Below are 23,592 nucleotides of genomic sequence, written 5' to 3'. Positions count from 1 at the left end.
CACTTGCAGCCTGAAGCTTCCTGTGCTCCCTTTCTCCCGACCATGATGACCTTTCTGAACCTACTCCGCGCGCGGCGTGTGCTGCGCAGCCTGGCCGTGCTGTGTCTGCTGGCGCCGGCCGCCGCCGCCCAGACGCCCCCGCTGCGCGGCACCGTGGCCGACAAAACCACCGGCGAAAAGCTGCTGGGTGCCACCGTGCGGCTGGCCGGGCAGCCGGCCACTGCCACCGCCACCGACCTCGACGGGGCCTTCGCGCTGCTTTTTGCTGGCCGCCCCGATACGCTGCTGGTGAGCTACGTGGGCTACCGCACCTTTCGGCTGCCGCTGGCGGCGGTGCCGGCCGGGCCGCTGGCGGTGCGGCTGGTGCCGGGCGGCGGCCTGGCGCTGGCCCAGGTGGAAGTGACGGCCAGGCGGCCCATTGCCGAAGACTTCATCGTGAAGGAGCTGGACTTTCTGCAGATCGTGACCAATCCGGCCGCCGCCGCCGACCCGCTGCTGGCCGTGCGCACCCTGCCTGCCGCTACCACCCTCGACGAGTCGGCCAGCATCAGTCTGCGCGGCTCCGACCCCAGCCAGACCGGCATCTACCTCAATAATGTGCCCATCTACGACGCCGTGAAGTTTGCCCAGCTGACGGGCATCGGCACATTCGGGATTTTCAGCGTGGATATGGTGAAGTCGGTGCTGGTGTTTCCGAGCAACCCGCCGCTGGAGTTCGGCAATGCCGGGGCGGGGCTCATCAGCCTGACTTCGGATGAGCGGCAACGGTCCCGGTTCGTGCAGGCCTCGGCGGGGCTGGCTAACTCGGGGCTGCTGGCCGGGCAGCCGGTGGGCCGGCGGGGCATGCTGAAAGGGTACGTCAACGGGCAGGACGGCCAGCTGCTGCGGGCTCTGAATCCGGGCTCGTTCCGGCAGCTGCGGCAGTTTGGGCTGCTGGATGGCGGCCTGCACTTCGCTACCAAAACCAGCGAATACGGTACCCTGAAAGCCTACGTCTACGGCCTGCGCGAGCAGTACGCCTACCGCCCCACCACCGGCGGGGCCGAAAATTACCGCTACCGCAACCTGCGGGGCTTCTATACGCTCAGCTATGAGCAGGCCTGGTCCCGTGCCGACCTGGCCCTCAGCCAGGGCCTCAGCCGGCGCCGCGCCACCGATGCGCTGGGCGCCTACCGCACCACCCGCCGCGGCACCGACTACTTCGCCGCCGCCCACTACCGCCGCTACTGGACCGAGCGCCTCAGCACCCGCCTGGGTGCAAGCTACGATGAGCGTCGCCTGCACCTGGCCGGGCAGTTTCTGGTGGGTCGTGGTGAGCCCGATGCCGCGGCGCCCACCTACACCGCCGCTTTCGGGCGGGGCCGCACGCTCTGGGAGGTGTATCAGTACACCAAACTCACGCGCGGCCCCTGGGTGCTGGGCGCGGGCCTGCGCCTGAATGCCCTGCCGCGCCCGGCGCAGCCCGGCTACGCCAGCGCCCAGCTGAACCTGCGCCGCAACCTTAACGCCCGTAGCTTCCTTAATTTATCGGGCGGGCAGTACACCTCGTTTGGCTCGCCCGACCCTACGCTGTATGGCTTCCTCCGTACCCGCGTCCGGCAGCTGGCCCTCGACTACGCCACTACCAGCTCCGACCCGGCCGGTGCCACGCTCACGGCCGCCGTGTACGCCAAGCAGGAAGCTTCGGTGCTGAGCACGCGGGTGCTGGGGGCCGAGGTGTTCGGGCAGCGCACGTTTTTCAAGTGCCTGCGCGCCGACCTGGCCGCCGCCACGGTGCACGCCCGTCCCGCCCGCTACGATGCCGCCGACCCCGCTGCCCGCGCGCTGGCGCTGGCCCAGCGCCGCTACGATGTGCGCTTTCAGCTGAAAAGCACGCTCCGGCTGGTGGGCAAGTGGGGCGAGCTGGGCGCGTTTGCGCAGTACCGGGCCGGCGCCCCCTTCACGCCCGTCCTGGGCACCGAAACCGACCCCGCTACCGGCGCGCAGCAGCCCCGCTACCCCGCGCAGCTGCACGCCGCCTACCTGCCCAACTACTTCCGCGCCGACGTCACGGCCAGCAAGTTTATCCGGCAGAAAACCAACGGCAACACGCTGGTGCTCTACGCCGTGTGCAGCAACGTGCTGGGCACCCGCAGCGTGAGCCGCTACACCTACTACTCCGACTACACCCAGGCGCTACCCGAATATTTCCAGGGCCGGCTGCTGTATTTCGGGCTCGTGAAAACCTGGCAGTAAGGGTGGGTGGCCGAGTTGGGGGGGGGCAGGCGCGTGGCTCCGGAAAGTAAAGAGCCGCCCCGGATTTTCCGGGGCGGCTCTTTGCGGGGGTAGCCTAAGACAGGGTGATGCGCTCTTCCCGTTCAGCTTCAAAAAAACTTCCGGCGTAGCGGCGGCAGTCAATTTTACGGGATGCGAAAATCACCTTTTCACCAGGTCTCAGACCACCACCGTTTTTTTAACCCGCGGTTCACACACCTCAGGCAGCTTCGCTGAACCGGCGGTTTACTTCGTCCCAGTTGATGAGGTTGTAGAAGGCCGCGATATAGTCGGGGCGGCGGTTCTGGTATTTGAGGTAGTAGGCGTGCTCCCATACGTCGAGGCCCAGCACCGGAGTGCCTTTGCAGCCGGTGTCGGGCATCAGCGGGTTGTCCTGGTTGGGCGTTGAGCAGATCTGCACCGAGCCGTCGGCCTGCTTGCAGAGCCAGGCCCAGCCCGAGCCGAAGCGCGTGGTGGCGGCTTTGGTGAATTCTTCCTTGAACTTCTCGTACGAGCCGAACGCCTTGGTAATGGCTTCGCCCACGGCCCCGGTTGGCTCCCCGCCGCCGTTCGGGCCGAGGATGGTCCAGAACAGGGAGTGGTTCCAGTGGCCGCCGCCGTTGTTGCGCACCGCGGCCGGAGCGGCAGCAATGTTCTGCATCAGCTCTTCCAGGCTCTTGCCTTCCATATCGGTGCCGGCAACGGCGTTGTTGAGGTTGGTGACGTAAGCCTGGTGGTGCTTGGTATGGTGGATTTCCATCGTCTGCGCGTCGATTTGCGCGTCTAAGGCGTCGTAGGCGTAGGGCAGTTTGGGCAATTCGAAAGCCATAGGAAAGGGATTAGGGTTGGAGGGAAAGGAAGCGACTGCGTGGTCAGATACTAACCGCGCAAGCCGCCGCAGGGTTACACCGGCTTTGGTACTGCGGCGCGCAAAAGTAGATTATTTCCGCTTTCGGGCGAAGAACTGCTGCATCAGCGCCGCGCATTCGGCGGCCAGTAGGCCCGTAACCAGCTCGGTGCGGGGGTGCAACAGGTTGCCATGACGCCGAAAACCGCGTTTTTCCTCGGCCGCGCCGTACACTACGCGCTTTACCTGGGCCCAGAAGCTGGCGCCCGCGCACATCACGCAGGGCTCCACCGTTACGTAGAGCGTGCAGTCGGCCAGGTACTTGTTGCCCACGAAGTTGGCGGCGGCCGTCAGGGCCAGCATTTCGGCGTGGGCCGTCACGTCGCGCAGCTTTTCCGTCTGGTTGTAGGCCCGGGCAATGATCTGCTTGTCCATCACCACCACTGCCCCAATCGGAATTTCGTCTTCCGCCAGCGCATACCGGGCCTGCTTCAGCGCCTCCCGCATGTACTGCTCGTCGGAATACAGGGAAAGGGTCATGGTTTTTAATGGGCGGATGTGGTTGAATGTGCTGATGTGGGAGGACTGTGGATAATGTGCTGATGTGGGAGGAATGTGCTGATGTGCTGATGTGGGAGGAATGGGCTAATGTGGTTGAATGTGCCGATGTGGTAATGTGCTGATGTGGGAAATGGGAGGAATGTGCTGAGATTCTGAAGTTCTGATGTGGAAAGTGTGCCGGTGATTGATTCTTGATTTCAGGAACCACTGCACTTTCCCATCAGCACATTATGCACATTCAACCCACATCAGCACATTATCCACATTATGCACATCAGCACATCAGCACATTCAACCCACCTTAGCACATTACCAAAAGGCCTACTTCATTATAATACTCTGCATCACGGCCTGGGCGGTGGGTTGCCATTTGGCTTGCTCGTCGGCGGGGCAGTTGAAGGTGAACACCAGCAGCTGGTCGGTCTGAATGGCGTACTGCACCAGCTGGTAGCGGCGGATGGGGGACAGGTTGCCGCCGCGCCGCGTGTCATTCACCGTCGAGACGAACTCCAGCACCACGAAGTCGCGCTTGTTCACGGTGCGGATGTCTTCGGCGAGAAACTGCACCTTGGAGTACATATTCTGGATGCTGGCCTTATAGATTTTCAGCAGCAGGCCATAGTCCCGGTCGTTGAAGGTGGTGGGTTTCTGGGCCACGCTGAAGTCGATCCGGCCGCTGGGGTCGGTGAACACGGCCAGGGGGCGGCGGGCGGCCGGGTATTTGGCGGCAATGCCGTCATCGGGCAGGGGCACGAAGCCGGCCGGAATACCAATAGTCATGCCCTTGGTGATAGCCGTTTTGGTGAGCTTGGGGCCGCCAAACGAAGCCAGGGTGAGTGCCAGCAGGAGGGTGACGAGGCGAAAAGGAAGCGGGGTGGTTTTCATATTGCGACGGTAAGGTAGTGATAGCGCCCGCTTGCCAGACGACTCTCCCGCGGCCGGCAGTACGGCCGGGACCGGGTGGCAGCAAACAAAAACCTCCGAAACCAGGCTGGTTTCGGAGGTGGGAAGAGCCGGAAAAACCCGGTTAGCGTCTTTTTCTCGTCTTCGAAACCGGAGCCGAAGGATACTTGATGCGGACCTTCTTCCAGTACACGTAGTTGGCGGTCTTGGCTTCTACCAGGTAAGTGCCGGCCGGAATCCGACCCAGATCCACGGGCTGACCGGTGTTGTTGGCCGGGTCGAGGGTGGTGGTGTATACCGGCTCGTTTTTGTAGTTGGTCATCACCAGCGTACCCGGCTTGGTAAACTGCTGGGTGAAGCTCAGGAAGATGGTGCCCGTGTTGGGGTCCGGGAATACGTCGATGCCCGACAGGGTTTCCACCCGCTTGATGGGGCCGCTCAGCGTCACGGGCTCCGCATTCACGTCCGTCTTGGTTTTTACCGTCGTGCCCGTCTGCTCCGACTTCGACTTGGTTTTAACCTTGGTAGGGGTGGTTTGAGCCTGAGCGGCCGAGAAGGAAAACAGGGCCGCCACGGCGGCGAGCAGAACGGTACGTTTCATATCGGGGAAAGGAAGGGAAAGGCGAAAAAGTCAGGGTCGGCAAGGCCCATTGCATACTCCGTACCAAAAATGAAGAGCCCGGGTTGCGCCCGAAGGGTAGAGCTTGCCCCGCTCGGGGGCCGAATAAAAAAAATAACGGCGGTATCCGCCGCTGAATCAGGTGCTACGGGCGGCCCCTGGGAAGCCCGGAATGTCATTTTACGTCACTCCGGACTTATTTTTCTTGCCTACCTTCGCCGTACCATAGAATGGTAGAACGCAGCGCGGAGAATTTAGAAGCGGGCCGCTGGCGCGGGTTGCGGAATTCGGCCACCTAAGTTCTTCGCTCTCACCTCTCAGCTCTCAACAAATGCTTCGTACCCATACCTGCGGCGAACTTCGCCTCGACCACGTTGGCCAAACCGTTACGCTCACCGGCTGGGTGCAGCGCACCCGCGACGCGGGCGGCATCTCCTGGATTGTGCTGCGCGACCGGTACGGCCTCACCCAGCTGGTGCTCGAAGAAGGCGTGGAAAGTGCCGAAGTGCGCGAGCAGGCCCGCCAGCTGGGCCGCGAGTTCGTGCTCAGCGTGACCGGCAAAGTGGCCGAGCGCTACTCCAAAAACGATAAGATGCCCACCGGCGACATCGAAATCCGGGTGGCAAAGCTCGACGTGCTCAACCCGGCCAAGCTGCCGCCCTTCCTCATCGAAGACGAAACCGACGGCGGCGACGACCTGCGGATGAAGTACCGCTACCTGGATTTGCGCCGCAACCCGGTGCGCCAGAACCTGATGCTGCGCCACAAGATGGCCCAGGCCGTGCGCCGCTACCTCGACGGCCAGGAGTTCATTGAGGTGGAAACCCCGGTGCTCATCAAAAGCACGCCCGAAGGTGCCCGCGACTTCGTGGTGCCCTCGCGCATGAACCCCGGCGAGTTCTACGCCCTGCCCCAGTCGCCGCAGACCTTCAAGCAGCTGCTGATGGTGTCGGGCTTCGACCGCTACTTCCAGATCGTGAAGTGCTTCCGCGACGAAGACCTGCGCGCCGACCGTCAGCCTGAGTTCACCCAGATCGACTGCGAAATGGCCTTCGTGGAGCAGGAAGACATCCTGAACACCTTCGAGGGCCTGGTGCAGTACCTGTTTCAGGAAGTGAAGGGCGTGGACATCGGCACTCTGCCCCGGATGACCTACGCCGACGCCATGCGCCAGTACGGCAACGACAAGCCCGACACGCGCTTCGACATGCGTTTTGTGGAGCTCAGCGACGTGGTGCAAGGCCAGGGCTTCCCGGTGTTCGACGCCGCCGAGCTGGTGGTGGGTATCAATGCCATTACCTGCGCCCACTACACCCGCAAGCAGCTGGACGAGCTGACCGACTTCGTGAAAAAGCCCCAGGTGGGTGCTACCGGCCTGGTATACGCCCGCGTAGACAGCGACGGCAACGTGAAGTCATCGGTCGATAAGTTCTACTCCCAGCAGGAGCTGCAGAAGTGGAGCGTGGCCCTCGGCGCCAACCCCGGCGACCTGCTGCTGCTGCTGGCCGGCCCCGCCGACAAAACCCGCAAGGCCCTGAGTGAGCTGCGCCTGGAGATGGGCCAGCGCCTCGGCCTGCGCGACAAGAATAGCTTCTCCCCGCTGTGGGTGGTGGATTTCCCGCTGCTCGAATATCTGGAGGAGGAAGGCCGCTACTTCGCCATGCACCACCCGTTCACCTCGCCCAAGCCCGAGGATATGGCCCTGCTGGATAACCCCGACACCATCGGGCAGGTGCGCGCCAACGCCTACGACATGGTGATAAACGGCGTGGAAGTGGGCGGCGGCTCCATCCGCATCCACGACCGGGCCGTGCAGGCCCGCATGTTCAGCCTGCTCGGCTTTTCGGATGAGGAAGCCCAAGCGCAGTTCGGCTTCCTGCTCGACGCCTTCGAGTACGGCGCTCCGCCCCACGGTGGCCTGGCCTTCGGTTTCGACCGTCTCTGCAGCCTCTTCGGCGGTGCCGACTCCATCCGCGACTTCATCGCCTTCCCCAAAAACAACTCCGGCCGCGACGTGATGATTGACTCGCCCTCGCAGATCTCGGCGGCCCAGCTCAAGGAGCTGAGCATCGAGACGAAGGTGGCGGAGAAGAAGTAGGGCCAAAGCAGTCTCACAAAACAAGTAGCGGCACCTATAACGGGTGCCGTTACTGTTTCCGCTATTGAACCTGTTTAGGGTTTCGGTTTTTTCGTCGTTTGTCATCCTTCATCTGGCGTCCGCTTGCGAAGGACCTTCTCACGACTGCTCATTTTGGCCTAATTCCAAGTGGTACGGACGTGATAAGGTCCTTCGCTCCGCTCAGGATGACAGCTTTTTTGAAACCCTAAACAGCCTCATTTTTACTTTATGAACTTCGATTTAGAAAAGGCTTTTATCGACAAGTACGTGGTGAAGAATAAGCGCCAGCGCTACTTAGGTTTCATTGAGTCACCGAAGCGGCGGGGGACATTTCTCGGAATGCTTTATCATGGACAGGACCTTGATAAAGGTCAGCTTAAGCCATTGAAAGGTTTTTTTAAAACTGAAATCTTAAAGCGGATAGCGGGAAGGCCAATTGATTCCTGCTACATTATTTCCGTCAATCCGGCTTTGGATGGTGGGCAAATTCCTGTCGCAGCTGCTCTGGCCGAGATTGTAGCATACACCGAGGGCATCGTGCTGATATTTGGGCACTGCGAGCTTATCTATTAGACTTGTTCCCGAATAAGCAATAATGAAAAAAGAACGTCATGCTTCATCTGGCGTCCGCGCAGCCGAAGCATCTCTACCGCATTAGTAATCAATGCTACAGCAACAAAGCGGTAGAGATGCTTCGACTGCGCGGACGCCAGATGAAGCATGACCGCTGAATTTGCGCTTTTCTGTATTTAGGAACAAGTCTATTACCTGGGCGAAGCACCACACAACGAATATCTGAGCTTGTAAGCGGCTCCGGAGGCCTCAGGGGCCGCTTTTTTACTTCCCGGCAGCCCCGACAGCTTACAGAGACATCGTTGATGGCAGGAATCCTATATTGAGGAGCGATTGTCAGTGACTTTACTCTGCTCATGAATAAGTCTGCCGTTTTAGGGCTGCGTTGGGGGTTGCTCGGGCTGGTTTTCAGCCTGGCCGGCCTGGGCCAGGCGCAAAGCCAACCGCCGCCGACCCTCACCTTCCGCACGCTTACGAGCACCAACGGGCTGTCGGAAAACAGCGTGTACTGCATGGCCCAGGACCTCCGTGGCTTCCTCTGGCTGGGCACTCAGGATGGCCTGAGCCGTTACGATGGGAGTGGCGTGCGCGTGTTCCGCAACGATCCGCAGCGGCTGGGGAGCCTGAGCAGCAACTTCATTCTGGCCCTGACGGCCGACCGGCAGGGGCAGATCTGGGTGGGTACCGGCGGTGGGGGCCTGAGCCGCTACAATCCGCTGACTGATCGGTTTCGCACGTTTCAGCATCATGCCGACAGCAGCGGCAGCCTCACCGACAACTTCGTGCGGGCCGTGTTCTGCGACCGGCAAGGTCGCATCTGGGTAGGCGTCGAGGGCGGCCTGGAGCGCTTTGACCCCAAAACCGGCCGGTTTCAGCTGTTTCGCCACCGTGCTGCGGAGCCCATCACGGAACGCCGCAATTCTATCCGCACCATTGCCCAGGACCACCGGGGCCGCATCTGGGTCGGCACCGGGGAGGGGCGCGTCAGTTTTCTGAATCAGAGTACGGGCCTGCTGGAGGCCGAGGCGCGCTGGGTGACCAGTAGCGCCATCACGGTGCTGTGCCCCGCTGCGCGCGGCGACCTGTGGGTGGGTACCGAAACCGATGGCCTGGGCTACCTGCCGGCCGACGGCGGCACCCCGCGCTTCTTCCGACCGGACTCCGGCCGGCCCAACAGCCTGCCCGGGCTTACGGTGCGGGCTATCCGCCGGGACGCGCAGGGCCTGATTTGGGTGGGTACCAACAACGGCCTGGCCCGTTATCAGCCCGCTACGGCCTCGTTCAGCGTCTACCGGCACGAGCTGGCCGAACCCCATTCTTTGGCCGATAATGTAGTGCTGAGCCTGTTCCAGGACCGCTCCGGCTTGCTTTGGGCGGGTACCGAGGGTGGGGTGAGCAGCTTCGAAGCCCGGCCCGGGGTCTTCACCACCTACCCGATCAGTGCCTCGGTGCCGGGGCCGGTATGGGCGGTGGCCGAAGATGCGCGGGGCCGGGTGTGGGTAGGTACCGAGAATGAAGGATTGGTCTGCTACGACCCGGTCACCAAACGCCGGCAGCAGTATCGCCACGATTCGCGTAATCCCGGCAGTCTGAGCGAAGATTTTGTCCGCGCCCTGTGCTTTGATGGGCAGGGCCGGCTATGGATTGGCACCCAAAGCCAGGGGCTCGACTGTCTGGAACCCGATGCCGCCAGCTTCACCCACTACCGGCACCAATCCGGTCAGCCCAATAGCCTCAGTGACGACTTCATCCGGTCGGTTTCGCTCGACCGGGAGGGCCGGCTGTGGGTGGGGACCGAAGCCGGCCTGAACCGGTACGAGCCCGGCCGCAAACGTTTCACCACCTTCCGGCAGCAACCTGGTAATTCGCAAAGCCTCGGCAACAACTTCGTGCGGGCGGTGCACCAGGACCGCCGGGGGCTGGTATGGATCGGTACCAGCGGGGGGCTGTGCCGCTACGACCCCGCTACGCAGACCTTCACCACTTTTCGCACCGATGCCCGCACGCCCACCAGCCTGAGCAGCAACTTTGTGCGCACCATCCTCGAAGACCACGCCGGCCAACTCTGGATCGGCACGGAAGGCGGCGGCTTCTGCCGGCTCGATGACCCCCAAACCGGCCGCTTCACCACCTTCCGGGAGCCGCAGGGACTGCCTAACGACGTGGTGTATGGTATTCTGGAAGACGCCGCCCACGATTTGTGGCTGTCGACCAACAACGGCCTAGCCCGCTTCACGCCCGCTACGGCCCAGTTCCACACGTTCGACGTGCGCGATGGCCTGCCCCACGACGAGTTCAACGCCGGGGCCTACCACCGCGGCCGCAGCGGGCAACTGTACTTTGGCGGCGTGAAGGGCCTGATGAGCTTCCACCCCGCCACCGTCCCGACCAACGCCGTGCCCCCCGTGGTGGTTCTCACCGGATTCCGCAAGTTCAACCAGCCCGTGGAGCTGGATACCAGCATCACGGAGCGGCGCCGCATTACCCTCTCGCCCCGCGACTATTTCTTCTCGCTGGAGTTTGCGGCGCTCAATTACCGCCTGCCCGATAAGAACCGCTACGCCTACATGCTGGAGAACTTCGACCCGGACTGGGTGCAGGCCGGCACCCGGCACGAGGCTACCTACACCAACCTCGACCCCGGTACCTACACCTTTCGGGTCCGGGCAGCCAACAACGACGGCGTGTGGAACCCCCGCGGGACGTCGCTGGTGGTGGTGGTGCAGACGCCGTGGTACCGCACTTGGTGGTTTCGCATTCTGATCAGCTGGGTGGTTTTTGGCCTGCTCTTTCTGGCTTATCAGCTGCGCATCCGGCAGGTGCTGGCCCTGGAGCGGGTCCGGCATAACATCGCCCGCGACCTGCACGACGATATGGGCTCCACCCTGAGCAGCATTTCCATCCTGAGCCAGATTGCCTGCAACCACCAGCGGCAGGCGCGACCCGAGCAGGCGGCGGCCCTGCTGGAGCAGATCGGCGAAAGCTCCCACCGCATGCTCGATGCCATGGACGATATCGTCTGGACCATCAACCCGGCCCACGATTCGCTGGCTGACGTGACGGCCCGGATGCGCAGCTTTGCGTCCGACGTGCTCGAAGCCCGCGGTATCGACTTACGCTTCCGCACCGATCCGTCGGTGGCCGGGCTGAAGCTGACTATGCGCGCCCGCCGGGAGTTTTTCCTGCTGTTTAAAGAAGCCGTAAATAACCTGGCCAAATACGCCCGGTGCCAGCACGCCACTATCACCCTGACTTGCGAGAAGCAGCGTCTCGTATTGCTGGTGCAGGATGATGGCGTTGGCTTCGATCCGGCCAACCCCGCCCAGGGCGGCGGCAACGGCATGACCAACATGCGGACCAGGGCCGCCACCCTGCACGGCGAGTTGATTATCACAACTGCTCCCGGCCAGGGTACCACGCTACAATTAGCCATTCCCCTGAAAAGCTAGCCGATGGGCGGTCCAGGCCGCCGGTGCGCAAACGCGCTACCGGGTAAGCTCGGCAGGCTCACATCATTATGTGTAGGTATTTAATCGGGGCAGGGCGTACCTTGAATCGTGTCTCACCCTTTCACCTGCCCAATGGAAACGCCGACCCGCATTCTTATTTATGAGGACAACAATGACCTGCGGACCAGTCTGAGCCAGCTGCTGGCCGGCTCGCCGGGGCTGGAGCTGGTCGGTGCCCTGGGCAACTGTATGCAGGCTACTGCCGACGTGGCCCGCCTGACTCCGGACGTCATCCTGATGGATATCGATATGCCCGGCATGACCGGCATCGAGGGGCTGCGGCGCATCAAGGCCGTCGCGCCGAAAGTGAATGTGGTGATGCTGACCGTATTCGAGGATAATGACCGGGTTTTTGAGGCCATCTGTGCCGGGGCCGACGGCTACCTGCTGAAAAAAACGCCCCCCGTTAAGCTGCTCGATGCCATTGGGGAAGTGCGCCAGGGGGGGGCACCGATGACGCCGGCCATTGCCCGGCAGGTGCTGCGCCTGTTCCCGCGCACCCGGGTTCCGATAACCTTAGCCGATGAGTCGCCGGCCAACCTGAGCGCCCGGGAGCAGGAAGTGCTGGGCTTGCTGGTGGAGGGCTACAGCTATAAGATGATTGCCGCGGACCTCGGCATCAGCATCGATACGGTGCGCTCCCACATCAAGAAAATCTACGAGAAGCTGCACGTGCGCTCCATGACCGAGGCCGTATCCAAAGCCATCCGCCAGGGCCTGACCTGAGTCACTGGTGGGATTCTCACATCATCATGTGATTGTAGTAAGGAGAATAAAAACGCAACTTCATCATGACCATTGACCCTGGCAGTACCGCTTCGGCGGACAGCATCCGGAGTCACTGGATTTCCCGCCAACTGTCTGTTGCTATGTCCAAGCCCCGCCGCCAATTGCTTTTGATGATGATGGGTCTCTGGCTCACCGGGCGTCCTGCCCTGGCCTGAATCCACTTCCGTCAGTGCTACCGCTGCCCAGCAATGCTTTCGTAAGCGCGGGGTCCGGCATCCCCCGACAGACAACCCGCCCGCCCCCGGTATTCATATCCCGGAGGCGGGCGGATTTTTTGGGGGCAACCCGGTCTTTTCCGTTGTCATCGTGCGCAAGGTTCTTCGCTTTGCCCAGGATGACAACCGAAAATATAGCCCGAACACCGCCTAACCGTCCGAATAGCCTATCTTCGATATACTACTACCGCATTACAGGCTTCCCGCTATGCAGATTCTGCACAAGACTCCCCTCGATCAGCTCTTCGTGCTCGACATTGAAACCGTGCCCTGCGTAGGCTGCCACGATGACCTGAACGACCTGCTGCGCCAGCTCTGGGAGCACAAGTGCCACGCCCTGCGCCGCGAGAAAGGCTGGTCCTCGTCGCGGGCCGACGTGGAGGCCATGCCCTCGGCCCTGGAAGCCGCCAGCCTCTTCGAGCAGGCCGGTATCTATGCCGAGTTTGGCCGGGTGGTGTGCATCTCCGTCGGCTGCTTCACCTTCAATAAGCAGGAGGAGCAGTGGCGCTTCCGGGTGAAAAGCTTTGCCGACCACGACGAGCCGACTATGCTGCGCGAGTTTTCGGCCCTGCTGGCCCGTAAGCCCGGCTTTCTGCTCTGCGCCCACAACGGCAAGGAGTTCGACTTTCCCTACCTGGGTCGTCGCCTGCTCATCAACGGTTTGCCGCTGCCGCCTCAGTTGGATATTGCCGGCCGCAAGCCCTGGGAGGTAAATCACATCGACACGATGGAGCTCTGGAAGTTCGGCGACCGGAAATCCTACACGTCCCTGTCGCTGCTGGCGGCCATGTTCAACATTCCCACGCCCAAGGACGACATCACCGGGGCCGACGTGGCCCGGGTGTACTACACCGACAACGACCTGCCCCGCATCGTCCACTACTGCCAGAAGGACATTATCACCACGGCCCGGCTGGTGCAGAAGTTCCGCGGCGAGGAGCCCTTTCCGGACGAAGCCGTCATCTACGCCGACCAGGTTACGATGTCCGTCGCCAAGCCCGCGTAGCATAATCTATGCAGGCTGATCCATAAAAAAAGAGCGGCTTGCGGGCCGCTCTTTCTAGTTTTCAGGAAGCCGAAAGCTTACAGCACCTCACTGAACAGGCCCGGCAGCACGCCGAGCACGAACGTGAGGACCGCCAGCACCACCAGAATAAACGACTGGAACGGGCTGACCACGATGGGCTCGGTCATATCTTCCTCGGCCGGGCGCATGTACATGGCAATGATGGGGCGCAGGTAGTAGTAGATGCTCACCATCGACATCAGCACGGCGAAAATAACCAGGCCGATGTAGCCTTTATCCACGGCCGCGCCGAAGACGAAGAACTTGCCGAAGAAGCCGCCGGTGAGCGGAATGCCCGCCAACGACAGCATGGCCACGGTCATCACGAAGGCCAGCAGCGGGTTGGTTTTGGCCAGACCGTTGAGCACGTTGTAGTCTTCGCGCTGGCGCTGATCCGACACCAGCTTCAGCACCCCGAACGAGGCGATGGTAGCCACCGAGTAGGCCAGGGAGTAGAAGAAGATGCCGTTGGCGGAGAGGCGGCCGTTCAGGGCCAGCAGGCCGATGAACAGGTAGCCGGCGTGGGAAATGCTGGAGTAGGCCAGCATCCGCTTCACGCTGGTCTGGGCCACCGCGCCCACGTTGCCGATAAGCAGCGTGAGCACCGTAATGGCCATGATGGTCGGAATCCAGAAGCTTTCGGCGCCGCGGAAGGCCACGATGAGCAGCTTGAAGAAGGCGGCGAAACCGGCGGTTTTCACCACCGTGCTCATGAAGGCGGTGAAGAACGTGGGCGTGCCCTCGTACACGTCGGGCGTCCAGTAGTGGAAGGGCGCGGCCGACACCTTGAAGCTGATGCCGATAAACATGAGCAGCATGCCAATGTAGAGCATCGGGCGGAAGGTAAGGTTGGCGGGCTGCACCACGGCCCCGGCAATGTCGATCAGGCTGAACGCGCCGGTGGCGCCATACACCAGGGCAATGCCGAAGAGCAGGATGCCGGTGGCGAAGGAGCCCATCAGGAAGTACTTCAGCGCGGCCTCGTTGGAGCGCACGTTGCGCTTGTCGGAGCCGGCCACTACGTACATCGACACGCTCAGGATTTCGATGCCCACGAACAGCATCAGCAGGTTGTCGTAGCTCACCATCATGATGGCGCCCACGAGCGAGAAGAGCAGCAGGGAGTAGTATTCGGCCAGGTTTTCCTCGCCGTCGCGCACGTATTTCTGGGAGAAGGGAATCAGCAGCAGCGTCGTGAGCACCACGATGCCGGTGAAGGCCACCGAGTACCGGTCGATGGTGAGCATGTTGCTGAAGTAGGACTGGGGAGCCGCGTTCCAGTCGAGCAGGTTGGCCCCGAAGACGAGGGCCAGGATGACCATGGCGGCGGGCAGCAGAATCTTGTTGGAGCGCAGAAAGCCCAGAAACAGATTGATGATGCCTAAGACGGAGAGCAGAATGATAGAAGTCATGTCGTGAGCCCCTCCCCCCGGCCCCCTCCCCTTTGGGAGAGGGGGAGCCAGACGAATGCAGGCGTTAGATTGGTAAGCTGCAACCCTCTCCCAAATGATACCGCAGGTCAGGCGGAGTAAGTTAGGAAAGGTAATCTAAGCCCCTCTCCCTTAGGGGAGGGGTTGGGGTGGGGCTGGGCTAGCGGTTGACTATCGTCATGATCTGCAGGATGGCCGGCTCGGAGATGTGCAGGAACGTGCCGGGAAACAGGCCCAGCCAGAACACCAGCACGATAAGCGGCACCAGCACGGCCAGCTCGGCGCCGGTCAGATCCTTGATAGTTGCGGTGAACCGGGTGTCGGGGCCGAGCATCACGCGCTGGAACATGCGCAGCAGGTACACCGCGCCCAGGATGATGGTTACGCCGGCGACGGCGCCCATCCAGTGGTTGTATTGGTACACGCCGCCGAGCAGCAGAAACTCACCCACGAAACCGGCCGTGAGGGGCAGCGCCACGGTGCTGAGCAGCAGCACCAGGAACGTGACGGACAGCAGGGGCGTATGCTTGGTCAGGCCGCCCAGCTCGGAGATGTCGCGGGTGCCGGTGCGGCGCTGGATAATGTCGGCAATGAAGAACATGCCGACCACGTTCACGCCGTGGGCCAGCATCTGAATGACCGCGCCCTGCATCCCGATCATGGTGAGCGAGAACACGCCGGCCGCCATCAGCCCTACGTGGGAGAGGGAGGAGTAGGCAATCAGGCGCTTCACGTCGCGCTGGCGGATGGCGATGATGGCCCCGTAGATGATGCCGATAATACAGAGCACCATCACCAGCGGACCCCAGTTGCTCACACCCTTCGGCACGATGGGCAAGAGCCAGCGCAGGCAGCCGTAGATACCCATCTTCAGCATAATACCCGACAGCAGCATGGTAGCCGGCGTCGGCGACTCGGTGTAGGTGTCGGGCTGCCAGGTGTGGAAGGGGAAAACCGGCATCTTCACAGCAAAGGCGATGAAGATCAGCCAGAACACCCAGGCCTGCTGGTCGGAGCTGAGCGTGAGGTTGTAGAAAGCCAGGATGTCGGAGGAGCGGACGGCGCCGTTGAGGCCGGTCTGGAAGTAGAGGTACACGAAGGCAGCCAGCATGAACAGCGAGCCGATGATGGTGTACAGGAAGAACTTGAAGGTGACGGCAATGCGCCGTTCCGAGCCCCAGACGCCGGCCAGGAAGTAAATCGGAATCAGCGCCACTTCCCAGAAGAAGTAGAACAGAAACGCATCCAGCGACACGAATACGCCGATCAGGCCCGTCTGCATAAACAGGATCAGGGCGTAGAAAGCCGAGGCATTCGGGTACTCGTGGCGGAAGGAGGCCAGGATGATGAGCGGCACCAGAAACGCCGTCAGCAGCACCAGCACCAAACTCAGCCCGTCCATGCCGACGTGGAAGTTGATGCCCGCTGAGGCCACCCAGGGCACGTTGATTTCAGACTGCGACTGGGCGGTAATCTGGGAGGAGACGGCGGCGTACACCGCCACCGCGAATTCGACCAGCGCCGCGCCGAGGGCCAGTACGCGGGCCGCATTGCCTTTGGCAAAGTGCAGCAGCAGCGCCGCCGCGACGGGAAAGAGTAGGAGAAAGACAGTCAGCATACTTTACTGTGAGGTGCGTGTCGGGAGATAAAGGATAGTCTTAATATTACTCGTTAGTGTTTTTTAATTCCTCTAACTCTTCTTCTAGCACTTGCAACCTGTTCTCTAATTCTTCAACTTTTTTTGCAAGACTGTAATTCTCAAAGGTTCCACAATCTTCAAGAGTGCGCAAAAAATCAACTGCGTTGGCTATACCAGAGATTCTGGATCCATAAGGTTTACCAAGATCGATTCTGACACCTTCACTGTCTGCAAAAACCGCGTACACTTCTGATTTGTCGAAGCCATAGTTGGGAGTCGTTGTTTCAGTACTTATTAGCTGACAATTACCAATTCTAGCAGAAATGGACTCTTGCCCATCCTGGTAAAAAGTGTATATGAAATATTTATTTGTGTAGTCTCTAAGGATATATGAAGACTCTGTTTCTATAACTACTAAGCCATTTGCTTTAATAGCATGATCTAGGGAAATATACTCCTTGTAGTTACCTTGAGAATTAATCGAATACCACTTTTTCATATCTGAAAAGCTACAGCCGTACCAGGTTCAGCGCCAGAATCAGCACGATGCCGACGACCATCAGAATCAGGTAGAGGCCGACGAAGCCGGTTTGCACGTAGCGCAGCAGCTGCCCGCCGCCGAGCGTGACGCGGCCGAAGCCGTTCACCACCGGGTCGATGAGGCCCTGCTCCACGAAGCGGTAAAGACCGGTCGAGAGCCACATGACGGGGCGCACGAACAGGGCGTTATAGAGCTCGTCGATGTAGTATTTGTGGTAGACCAGGCTTTCGGGGGCCGAGCGTTGGGCGTCGTCCGTGGCCGGGCGTACGCCGCGGCTCACGTACTGCACGTAGGCCAGCAGGATGCCCAGTACGCCGGCGGCTACCGACAGGCCGATGAGCAGCAGCTCGGTGCCGTGGTCCAGCTCGCCGGCAAAGGCTTCGGGGTTGAGGCGCTGGGAGTAGGTGAAGAGCGGGGCGAGGTAGTCGGCCAGGTAGTGCTTGCCGCCCAGGAACATCGGCGCGCCCATGAAGCCGCCCACGGCCGCCAGGATGGCCAGCATAATCAGCGGCAGCGTCATGCTGGCCGGCGACTCGTGCAGGTGGTGCTTCTGCGCCTCGGTGCCCCGGAACTCGCCGAAGAAGGTCAGGAACAGCAGGCGGAACATGTAGAAGGCCGTCAGGAACGCGGTAAGCAGGCCCATGCCCCACAGAATCTTATTGTGCTGGAAGACGTGCTCCAGGATTTCGTCTTTGGAAAAGAAGCCCGAAAACGGCGGAATGCCCGAAATGGCGAGGCAGCCGATCAGGAACGTGACGAACGTAATCGGCAGGGCTTTGCGCAGGCCGCCCATGCGGCGAATATCCTGCTCGTTGCTCATGGCGTGAATTACGGAGCCCGCGCCCAGGAACATCAGAGCCTTGAAGAAAGCGTGGGTCAAGACGTGGAACAGGGAAGTGCTGTAGCCCATGACGCCCAGGGCCAGGAACATGTAGCCGAGCTGGGACACCGTGGAGTAGGCCAGCACCTTCTTGATGTCGTTCTGGGCCAGGCCGATGGTGGCGGCAAACAGGGCAGTGATGCCGCCAATCCAGGCAATGACGCTCAGCGTGTCGGGGGCCAGGGTGAAGAGCACGTTGGCGCGCAGCACCATGTAGATACCGGCCGTGACCATCGTGGCGGCGTGAATCAGGGCCGAAACCGGGGTGGGGCCGGCCATGGCGTCGGGCAGCCAGGTGTAGAGCGGCAGCTGGGCCGACTTACCCATCGCGCCCACAAACAGCAGCAGCGTAATGGCCGTCAGCACGCCCGTCCCGATCTGCATCGTGGAGGCTTTCTGGAACACCTCGGCGTACTGTACCGAGTCGAAGGTGAGGTAGATCAGGAAGATGCCCAGCAAAAAGCCCAGGTCGCCGACGCGGTTGATGATGAAGGCTTTCTTGGCGGCGTTGTTGTTGGCGTGGTCCTGGTTCCAGAACCCGATGAGCAGGTAGGAGCACAGCCCCACGCCTTCCCAGCCGATGAACAGAATCACGAAGTTGGCGCCCAGCACCAGCACCAGCATGCTGAACACGAACAGGTTCAGGAAGGCGAAGAACTTGCCCACGTTCTCGTCGTGGTGCATGTAGCCGATGCTGTAGACGTGAATCAGAAAGCCCACGCCCGTGACCAGCAGCAGCATGATCAGGCTGAGCTGATCGATCTGATAGGAAAAGGGAATCTGCATTGAGCCGACCGAAATCCAGTCGAACAGGTGCACCGTGTACTGGTACTGAAAGGTGCTGAACAGGTACACCGAAATCAGGAAGGAGCCCAGCACCGTGAGGCTACCAATGGCGCCGGCCACCGTGCCGGAAAGCTTCTTGTTGAGCAGCCCGTTGATCAGGAAACCCAGGAACGGCAGCAGCGGAATCAGGATGTACAGCAGCGTGGAGTAAGGCGCGCTGGCCGCGGGAATTACAGTTTCTTGCATAGAGAGTATGCTGGAACCCCTCCCCAACCCCTCCCCAAAAGGAGAGGGGCTTTAGTTTTAGAATCTAACGAAGTAGAAGGCTAAAGCTAAAGCCCCTCCCTTTTGGGGAGGGGTTGGGGGTGGGGCTACCACTTAAGGCGGTTAAGCAGATTGACGTCGGTGTTCTGGAAGTTGCGGTAAATCATCACGATGATGCCCAGCCCGACCGAGACTTCGGCGGCGGCTACGGCCATGATGAAAAACACGAAAATCTGGCCGTTGGGGTCGGAGCGGTAGGCCGAGAAGGCCGTCAGCAGCACGTTCACCGCATTGAGCATCAGCTCCACGCACATAAAGATGATGATGGCATTGCGCCGGGTAAGTACGCCTGTAACACCGATAGCGAATAGCGCCGTGGCGAAGTAGAGGTAATACTCCAGTGGGACGGTGCGGATGACTTCCGGAATGGTCTGTTCCATGCAATGGGTTCAGCGGACAAGGCAAAGCCCGGCTAAAGCGCAGCCGGGGTGAATTAGCTGGCAAAGGTAGCCAGACAATCGGGAAAACCACAGGGAAAAGTACAGTTGTGCCGGGCCAGGTGCTGATAGGAAGAATCGGAAGGAATGGCGCAAAAATCGATGGTATGCAACAGGGTAGCCTAGGCACTGCGAAAACGGTATTGTCATGCCGAGCGCAGCCGAGGCATCTCGCTCGCTTCGTTGAGTTAGTAACCCAACGTCAGCACGCGAGATGCCTCGGCTGCGCTCGGCATGATGTTCTTATGGTGGAGCTGTTTAGAAAGTCGCCAAAATCAATTAGAACGTCATGCTGAGCGAAGCCGAAGCATCTCTACCGCTTCGTTAGAACTGTTTACGAAGCGGTAGAGATGCTTCGGCTTCGCTCAGCATGACGTTCTTTTGACTTTCTAAACAGCTTCGGTTGCTGATTATGGGCCTACCAAAATTTTCTGCTGCCGATAAAGTATTTTTCCGCCTGCCGCGTCTGCTTGCTCAGAATGGAAGCACTTGCATTAACCGCCTTACCCCTAGGCTCGATGAGAGGACAGGACCAGCAGATTCAAGCCGCCGTGCAGGAACAGCGCGGCCGGCTGCTGGCCTTCATCCGCCGCCGCGTGCCCGACCCCGCCGACGCCGAGGACATCCTGCAGGATGTGTTCGGGGAGCTGGTCGAAAGCTACCGGATGCTCAAACCCGTGGAAAAAGTGGCCGCCTGGCTGTTCCGCGTGGCCCGCAACCGTATCACCGACCTCTACCGCAAGAAGAAAACGGCCTCGCTGGAGGAGGAAATGCTCCGCTACGCCGACGACAACGAGGAAGGCGCCCTGCTCCTGGCCGACGTGCTGCCCGCCGCCGACGATGCCCCCGAAAACCGCCTGCTGCGCGAAACCCTCATGGAAGCCCTGGCCGAAGCGTTGGATGAATTGCCCAAAAACCAGCGCGACGTTTTCGTCTGGCACGAGCTGGAAGGCAAGACCTTCAAGGAGCTGGCCGCCGAAACCGGGGTGCCGCTCAAAACCCTGATTTCGCGCAAGCACTACGCCGTGCAGCACCTGCGCCAGCGCCTGCAAGTCTTGTACAACAACCTGTTCACGGACTAACTCAATGGGCTAATGATTAATGTGCTCATGTGCTGTTCAAAAGTCGCCGAAAACAAACGGGTACTGAATTTCAACAACGCACAAAAGAGCACACTAGCAGATCAGCACATTTCCACATCAGCACATTAAACTCATGAACCGTACCCTCTGGCCGCTTCGCGTCCTCAAATTCATTCTTCTCGGCCTGCTGTTCGTCGCCGTCATGGGCTTCGTCACGATGCGCCTCTGGAACTGGCTCGTGCCCGACCTGTTCCACGGCCCCGTCCTCACCTTCTGGCAGACCATCGGCCTGCTATTGCTCACCCGCCTGCTCACCGGCTTCCGGGGCGGTGGGGCCCGGCCCGGCTTCAGCCGCAAGTGGCAGCAGCATAAAAACGACTGGAAGCAACAGATGGAATCCCGCCTGGCCGGCATGACGCCGGAGGAGCAGGAACAATTCCGCCAGAAAATGCGCACCAGCTGCAGCCCGCCCTGGATGCGCCGGCAGCCCGCCGAAACGGCGTTAAACGCGCCGGCTGAGTAGCAAATGAAAAGCGGCGCCTGATGCTTCAGACGCCGCTTTCGTTGCTTAAGAAGCTGCCAAATCCTAGAAGTTCCGCTCCCCGGTTTCGCGCTTGCCCAGCATCACGGCCCCGACCATAGCGGCCAGGAACAGCACCGAGGCCAGCTCGAAGGGCAGCAGGTACTTCGTGTAGAGAACCATACCCAGCTGGCTGACCATGCCGATCTGCGAGTCGAAGGTAGCGGCATTGTAGGTGGTGCCGGGCTGCACGTCGCGCAGGGCAGCAACCAGCACCAGCAGCAGTGAGCCCCCGGCTACGGCCGCGGCTACCTTGGCCAGCAGGGGCTTGTGGGGCTCGGTGTCGGCATTCAGGTTCAGGAACATAATCACGAACAGGAACAGCACCATAATGGCCCCGGCGTACACGATGATGTTGACGGCGGCCAGAAACTGCGCGTTCAGAATCAGGTAGTGCCCCGAGAGTGAGAAGAACGTCAGGATCAGGAACAGTACGCTGTGCACCGGGTTTTTGGCCAGCACCACGCCCAGCGCCGCAAACAGCGCCACGAACGACAGGAAGAAAAACAGGGAGGAAGAGGCCATGGGCGGAAAATAGCGCGAATGTGAGGTGCAAAAAAAACGTCTGTCATCCTGAGCAGAGCGAAGGACCTTCCTCTTCGTTATCTGCGAGTGCCTTTCAATGAGCAAAGCCTTTTCCGAGCGGACGGTAAAAGACGCTAAGCATTGAAAGGAGTTTTTCAGTGCGAAAAGAGGAAGGTCCTTCGCAAGCTCAGGATGACAGATATGGGCTAAGCCGACTGCTGGGCCATGCGCTGAGCCAGGGCGGCAGCCTGCTCGGGGGTGAGCTGGATGCCGCGGGCGGAGCGGGCGTCGGGGGCAGTGGGCTCCACGAGGCGGTCTTTGCCGTAGATGAACTCGTCGCGCTCGAAGCGGGGCGGGGCCATCTTGTCGGCCTGCAGGTACACGGCGGCTTTGGGGCAGGCTTCCTCGCAGAGGCCGCAGAAGATGCAGCGCAGCATGTTGATTTCGTAGCTGACAGCATACTTTTCCTCGCGGTAGAGCCCTTCCTCGCCCTTTTTCCGCTCCCCCGCCACCATCGTAATGGCTTCGGCGGGGCAGGCTACGGCGCAGAGGCCGCAGGCCGTGCACCGCTCCCGGCCGGCTTCGTCGCGCTTGAGCACGTGCAGGCCGCGGAAGATGGGGGAGAAGGGGCGCTGCTCTTCGGGGTAGCGGATGGTAATCTGCTTTTTGGTCGCCGCCCGGAAAAAGTGGCGCATCGTGATGCTCAGGCCCTGGAAAATAGCCGGCAGGTAGGCCCGCTCGGCCAGGGTCATCGGTTTCACCTCCAGCTTTTTCGCTCTATTGCTTAAGGACTGCATAGGTTCGATTACTTAATGATACCGCCCAGAATCAGGCCGCCGGTGAGCAGGATGTTGAAGATGGCCAGCGGAATCAGGATGGTCCAGCCCAGGCGCATCAGCTGGTCGTAGCGGAAGCGGGGCAGGGTCCAGCGGATCCACATGAAGAAGAAGATGAAGGCGAAGATCTTCCCGAACAGGCCCAGCAGGCCCACTACGGAAATCAGGTTCTGCGCCGACGTCAGGGCCCAGCCCTGGCTGTTCACGAACCAGTCGCGCAGCTCGTACTGGAAGGGGAAGTTGAAGCCGCCGAAGTAGAGCACACTCATCACGGCCGAGGCCACGAACACGTTTACGTACTCCGAAAACAGGTACAAACCCATTTTCATGGAGCTGTACTCGGTGTGGTAGCCGCCCACCAGCTCAGTTTCGCACTCGGGTAGGTCGAAGGGTGTGCGGTTGGTTTCGGCGAAGGCGCAGACCAGGAAGATGATGAAGCCCAGCGGCTGTTTCACGATGTTCCAGAAGTGCCACTCGCCGGCTACCGACTGCTGCAGCGTAATTTCCCGCAAACTCAACGTGCCCGAAATCATCAGCACGGCAATCAGGGCCATGCCCATAGCCAGCTCGTAGCTGATGTTCTGGGAGCCGGCGCGGATGGCGCCGAGCAGGGAGAACTTGTTGTTGGAAGCCCAGCCGCCAATCATCACGCCGTACACGCCCAGCGACACGATGCCGAAAATCCACAGCATGCCGATGTTGACTTCGATGCCCTGCAGATTAAAGACGTTGTTGCCGAACTGAATCACGTTGCCGAACGGAATTACCGCCGACGACATCAGCGCCGTAATCATGGCCAGGCAGGGACCCATGATGAACAGGGCGCGGTTAGCCCCGGCGGGGAAGAACTCTTCCTTGGTGAACAGCTTTACGGCATCGGCCAGCGGCTGCAGCAGGCCCAGCGGACCCGCGCGGTCGGGGCCCACGCGGTCCTGCAGGAAAGCAGCAATGACGCGCTCCGCGTAGGTGCAATACGTGGCAATGAGCAGGGAAACGCCGAAAACGACGAGGATAACAATGGATTGCCAGCCGAGGGTTGGTAGTTCGATCATGGTTGGTTTTTGGTTTCTGGTTTTTG

General features: G+C 60.8%; 20 protein-coding genes. 8 read left to right on the top strand and 12 right to left on the bottom strand.

Features of this window, described 5'->3' with window-relative positions; all coding sequences use genetic code 11:
- The first annotated feature begins 42 nt into the window (after window positions 1–42).
- Window positions 43–2,235, top strand: a complete 2,193-nt coding sequence (locus tag ABD833_RS11420; protein ID WP_345073103.1) for a carboxypeptidase-like regulatory domain-containing protein — start codon at window positions 43–45, stop codon at window positions 2,233–2,235.
- Between the two features lie 238 nt (window positions 2,236–2,473).
- Here ABD833_RS11420 and ABD833_RS11415 read toward each other — a convergent pair whose 3' ends face one another.
- The 4 genes from ABD833_RS11415 to ABD833_RS11400 all read right to left on the bottom strand — a co-directional run bounded on the left by ABD833_RS11415 (window position 2,474) and on the right by ABD833_RS11400 (window position 5,165).
- A complete protein-coding gene (locus ABD833_RS11415) occupies window positions 2,474–3,082 on the bottom strand; it encodes a superoxide dismutase (protein WP_345073101.1) in 609 nt (202 codons plus the stop codon).
- A gap of 111 nt (window positions 3,083–3,193) precedes the next feature.
- Window positions 3,194–3,640: a nucleoside deaminase gene (locus ABD833_RS11410; RefSeq protein ID WP_345073099.1), complete on the bottom strand. Its 447-nt coding sequence runs from the start codon at window positions 3,638–3,640 to the stop codon at window positions 3,194–3,196.
- Window positions 3,641–3,982: 342 nt separating this feature from the next.
- Window positions 3,983–4,546 (bottom strand): hypothetical protein, encoded by a 564-nt coding sequence (locus ABD833_RS11405; RefSeq protein ID WP_345073098.1) that lies wholly within the window; start codon window positions 4,544–4,546, stop codon window positions 3,983–3,985.
- Window positions 4,547–4,688: 142 nt separating this feature from the next.
- Window positions 4,689–5,165: a hypothetical protein gene (locus ABD833_RS11400; protein ID WP_345073097.1), complete on the bottom strand. Its 477-nt coding sequence runs from the start codon at window positions 5,163–5,165 to the stop codon at window positions 4,689–4,691.
- A gap of 349 nt (window positions 5,166–5,514) precedes the next feature.
- Between ABD833_RS11400 and aspS the strand changes: the two genes are divergently transcribed.
- The 5 genes from aspS (at window position 5,515) to ABD833_RS11375 (ending at window position 13,394) form a co-directional block, all read left to right on the top strand.
- A complete protein-coding gene (aspS, locus tag ABD833_RS11395) occupies window positions 5,515–7,281 on the top strand; it encodes an aspartate--tRNA ligase (RefSeq protein WP_345073096.1) in 1,767 nt (588 codons plus the stop codon).
- Window positions 7,282–7,530: 249 nt separating this feature from the next.
- Window positions 7,531–7,875, top strand: a complete 345-nt coding sequence (locus tag ABD833_RS11390) for a hypothetical protein (protein ID WP_345073095.1) — start codon at window positions 7,531–7,533, stop codon at window positions 7,873–7,875.
- Window positions 7,876–8,231: 356 nt separating this feature from the next.
- Entirely contained in the window at window positions 8,232–11,324 is a 3,093-nt protein-coding gene (locus tag ABD833_RS11385; RefSeq protein WP_345073093.1) for a sensor histidine kinase, read from the top strand.
- A gap of 132 nt (window positions 11,325–11,456) precedes the next feature.
- The gene (locus ABD833_RS11380) at window positions 11,457–12,110 is read left to right on the top strand and encodes a response regulator (RefSeq protein WP_345073092.1); all 654 of its coding nucleotides are present in this window, start codon (window positions 11,457–11,459) and stop codon (window positions 12,108–12,110) included.
- A 486-nt stretch (window positions 12,111–12,596) separates the two neighbouring features.
- Complete coding sequence (locus tag ABD833_RS11375) at window positions 12,597–13,394, top strand: 3'-5' exonuclease (protein WP_345073091.1); 798 nt, start codon at window positions 12,597–12,599, stop codon at window positions 13,392–13,394.
- Between the two features lie 77 nt (window positions 13,395–13,471).
- On the opposite strand, the gene ABD833_RS11370 is transcribed toward ABD833_RS11375, so the two are convergent.
- From ABD833_RS11370 to nuoK, 5 genes are all read right to left on the bottom strand, one after another.
- Complete coding sequence (locus ABD833_RS11370; protein WP_345073088.1) at window positions 13,472–14,866, bottom strand: NADH-quinone oxidoreductase subunit N; 1,395 nt, start codon at window positions 14,864–14,866, stop codon at window positions 13,472–13,474.
- Window positions 14,867–15,044: 178 nt separating this feature from the next.
- Complete coding sequence (locus tag ABD833_RS11365; protein WP_345073087.1) at window positions 15,045–16,502, bottom strand: complex I subunit 4 family protein; 1,458 nt, start codon at window positions 16,500–16,502, stop codon at window positions 15,045–15,047.
- A 46-nt stretch (window positions 16,503–16,548) separates the two neighbouring features.
- On the bottom strand, window positions 16,549–17,022 hold the full coding sequence (locus tag ABD833_RS11360; RefSeq protein WP_345073086.1) for a hypothetical protein: 474 nt from the start codon (window positions 17,020–17,022) through the stop codon (window positions 16,549–16,551).
- A 10-nt stretch (window positions 17,023–17,032) separates the two neighbouring features.
- Window positions 17,033–18,976: an NADH-quinone oxidoreductase subunit L gene (gene nuoL / locus ABD833_RS11355; protein ID WP_345073085.1), complete on the bottom strand. Its 1,944-nt coding sequence runs from the start codon at window positions 18,974–18,976 to the stop codon at window positions 17,033–17,035.
- A 125-nt stretch (window positions 18,977–19,101) separates the two neighbouring features.
- The gene (gene nuoK / locus ABD833_RS11350) at window positions 19,102–19,434 is read right to left on the bottom strand and encodes an NADH-quinone oxidoreductase subunit NuoK (protein WP_345073083.1); all 333 of its coding nucleotides are present in this window, start codon (window positions 19,432–19,434) and stop codon (window positions 19,102–19,104) included.
- A 575-nt stretch (window positions 19,435–20,009) separates the two neighbouring features.
- Between nuoK and ABD833_RS11345 the strand changes: the two genes are divergently transcribed.
- Complete coding sequence (locus tag ABD833_RS11345; RefSeq protein WP_345073082.1) at window positions 20,010–20,573, top strand: RNA polymerase sigma factor; 564 nt, start codon at window positions 20,010–20,012, stop codon at window positions 20,571–20,573.
- A 133-nt stretch (window positions 20,574–20,706) separates the two neighbouring features.
- Window positions 20,707–21,096 (top strand): hypothetical protein, encoded by a 390-nt coding sequence (locus ABD833_RS11340; RefSeq protein WP_345073081.1) that lies wholly within the window; start codon window positions 20,707–20,709, stop codon window positions 21,094–21,096.
- Window positions 21,097–21,159: 63 nt separating this feature from the next.
- Here ABD833_RS11340 and ABD833_RS11335 read toward each other — a convergent pair whose 3' ends face one another.
- The 3 genes from ABD833_RS11335 to nuoH form a co-directional block, all read right to left on the bottom strand.
- Window positions 21,160–21,678 (bottom strand): NADH-quinone oxidoreductase subunit J family protein, encoded by a 519-nt coding sequence (locus ABD833_RS11335; RefSeq protein ID WP_345073080.1) that lies wholly within the window; start codon window positions 21,676–21,678, stop codon window positions 21,160–21,162.
- A 206-nt stretch (window positions 21,679–21,884) separates the two neighbouring features.
- The gene (locus ABD833_RS11330; RefSeq protein ID WP_345073078.1) at window positions 21,885–22,475 is read right to left on the bottom strand and encodes a NuoI/complex I 23 kDa subunit family protein; all 591 of its coding nucleotides are present in this window, start codon (window positions 22,473–22,475) and stop codon (window positions 21,885–21,887) included.
- Window positions 22,476–22,483: 8 nt separating this feature from the next.
- Complete coding sequence (gene nuoH / locus ABD833_RS11325; RefSeq protein ID WP_425553634.1) at window positions 22,484–23,566, bottom strand: NADH-quinone oxidoreductase subunit NuoH; 1,083 nt, start codon at window positions 23,564–23,566, stop codon at window positions 22,484–22,486.
- Between the last annotated feature and the right edge of the window lie 26 nt (window positions 23,567–23,592).

The sequence above is a fragment of the Hymenobacter fastidiosus genome (assembly GCF_039539565.1).
GTDB classification, from domain to species: Bacteria; Bacteroidota; Bacteroidia; order Cytophagales; family Hymenobacteraceae; genus Hymenobacter; species Hymenobacter fastidiosus.
The sequence above is the reverse complement of the archived record's forward strand: the minus strand, read 5'-3'. Positions and strand labels throughout refer to the sequence as shown.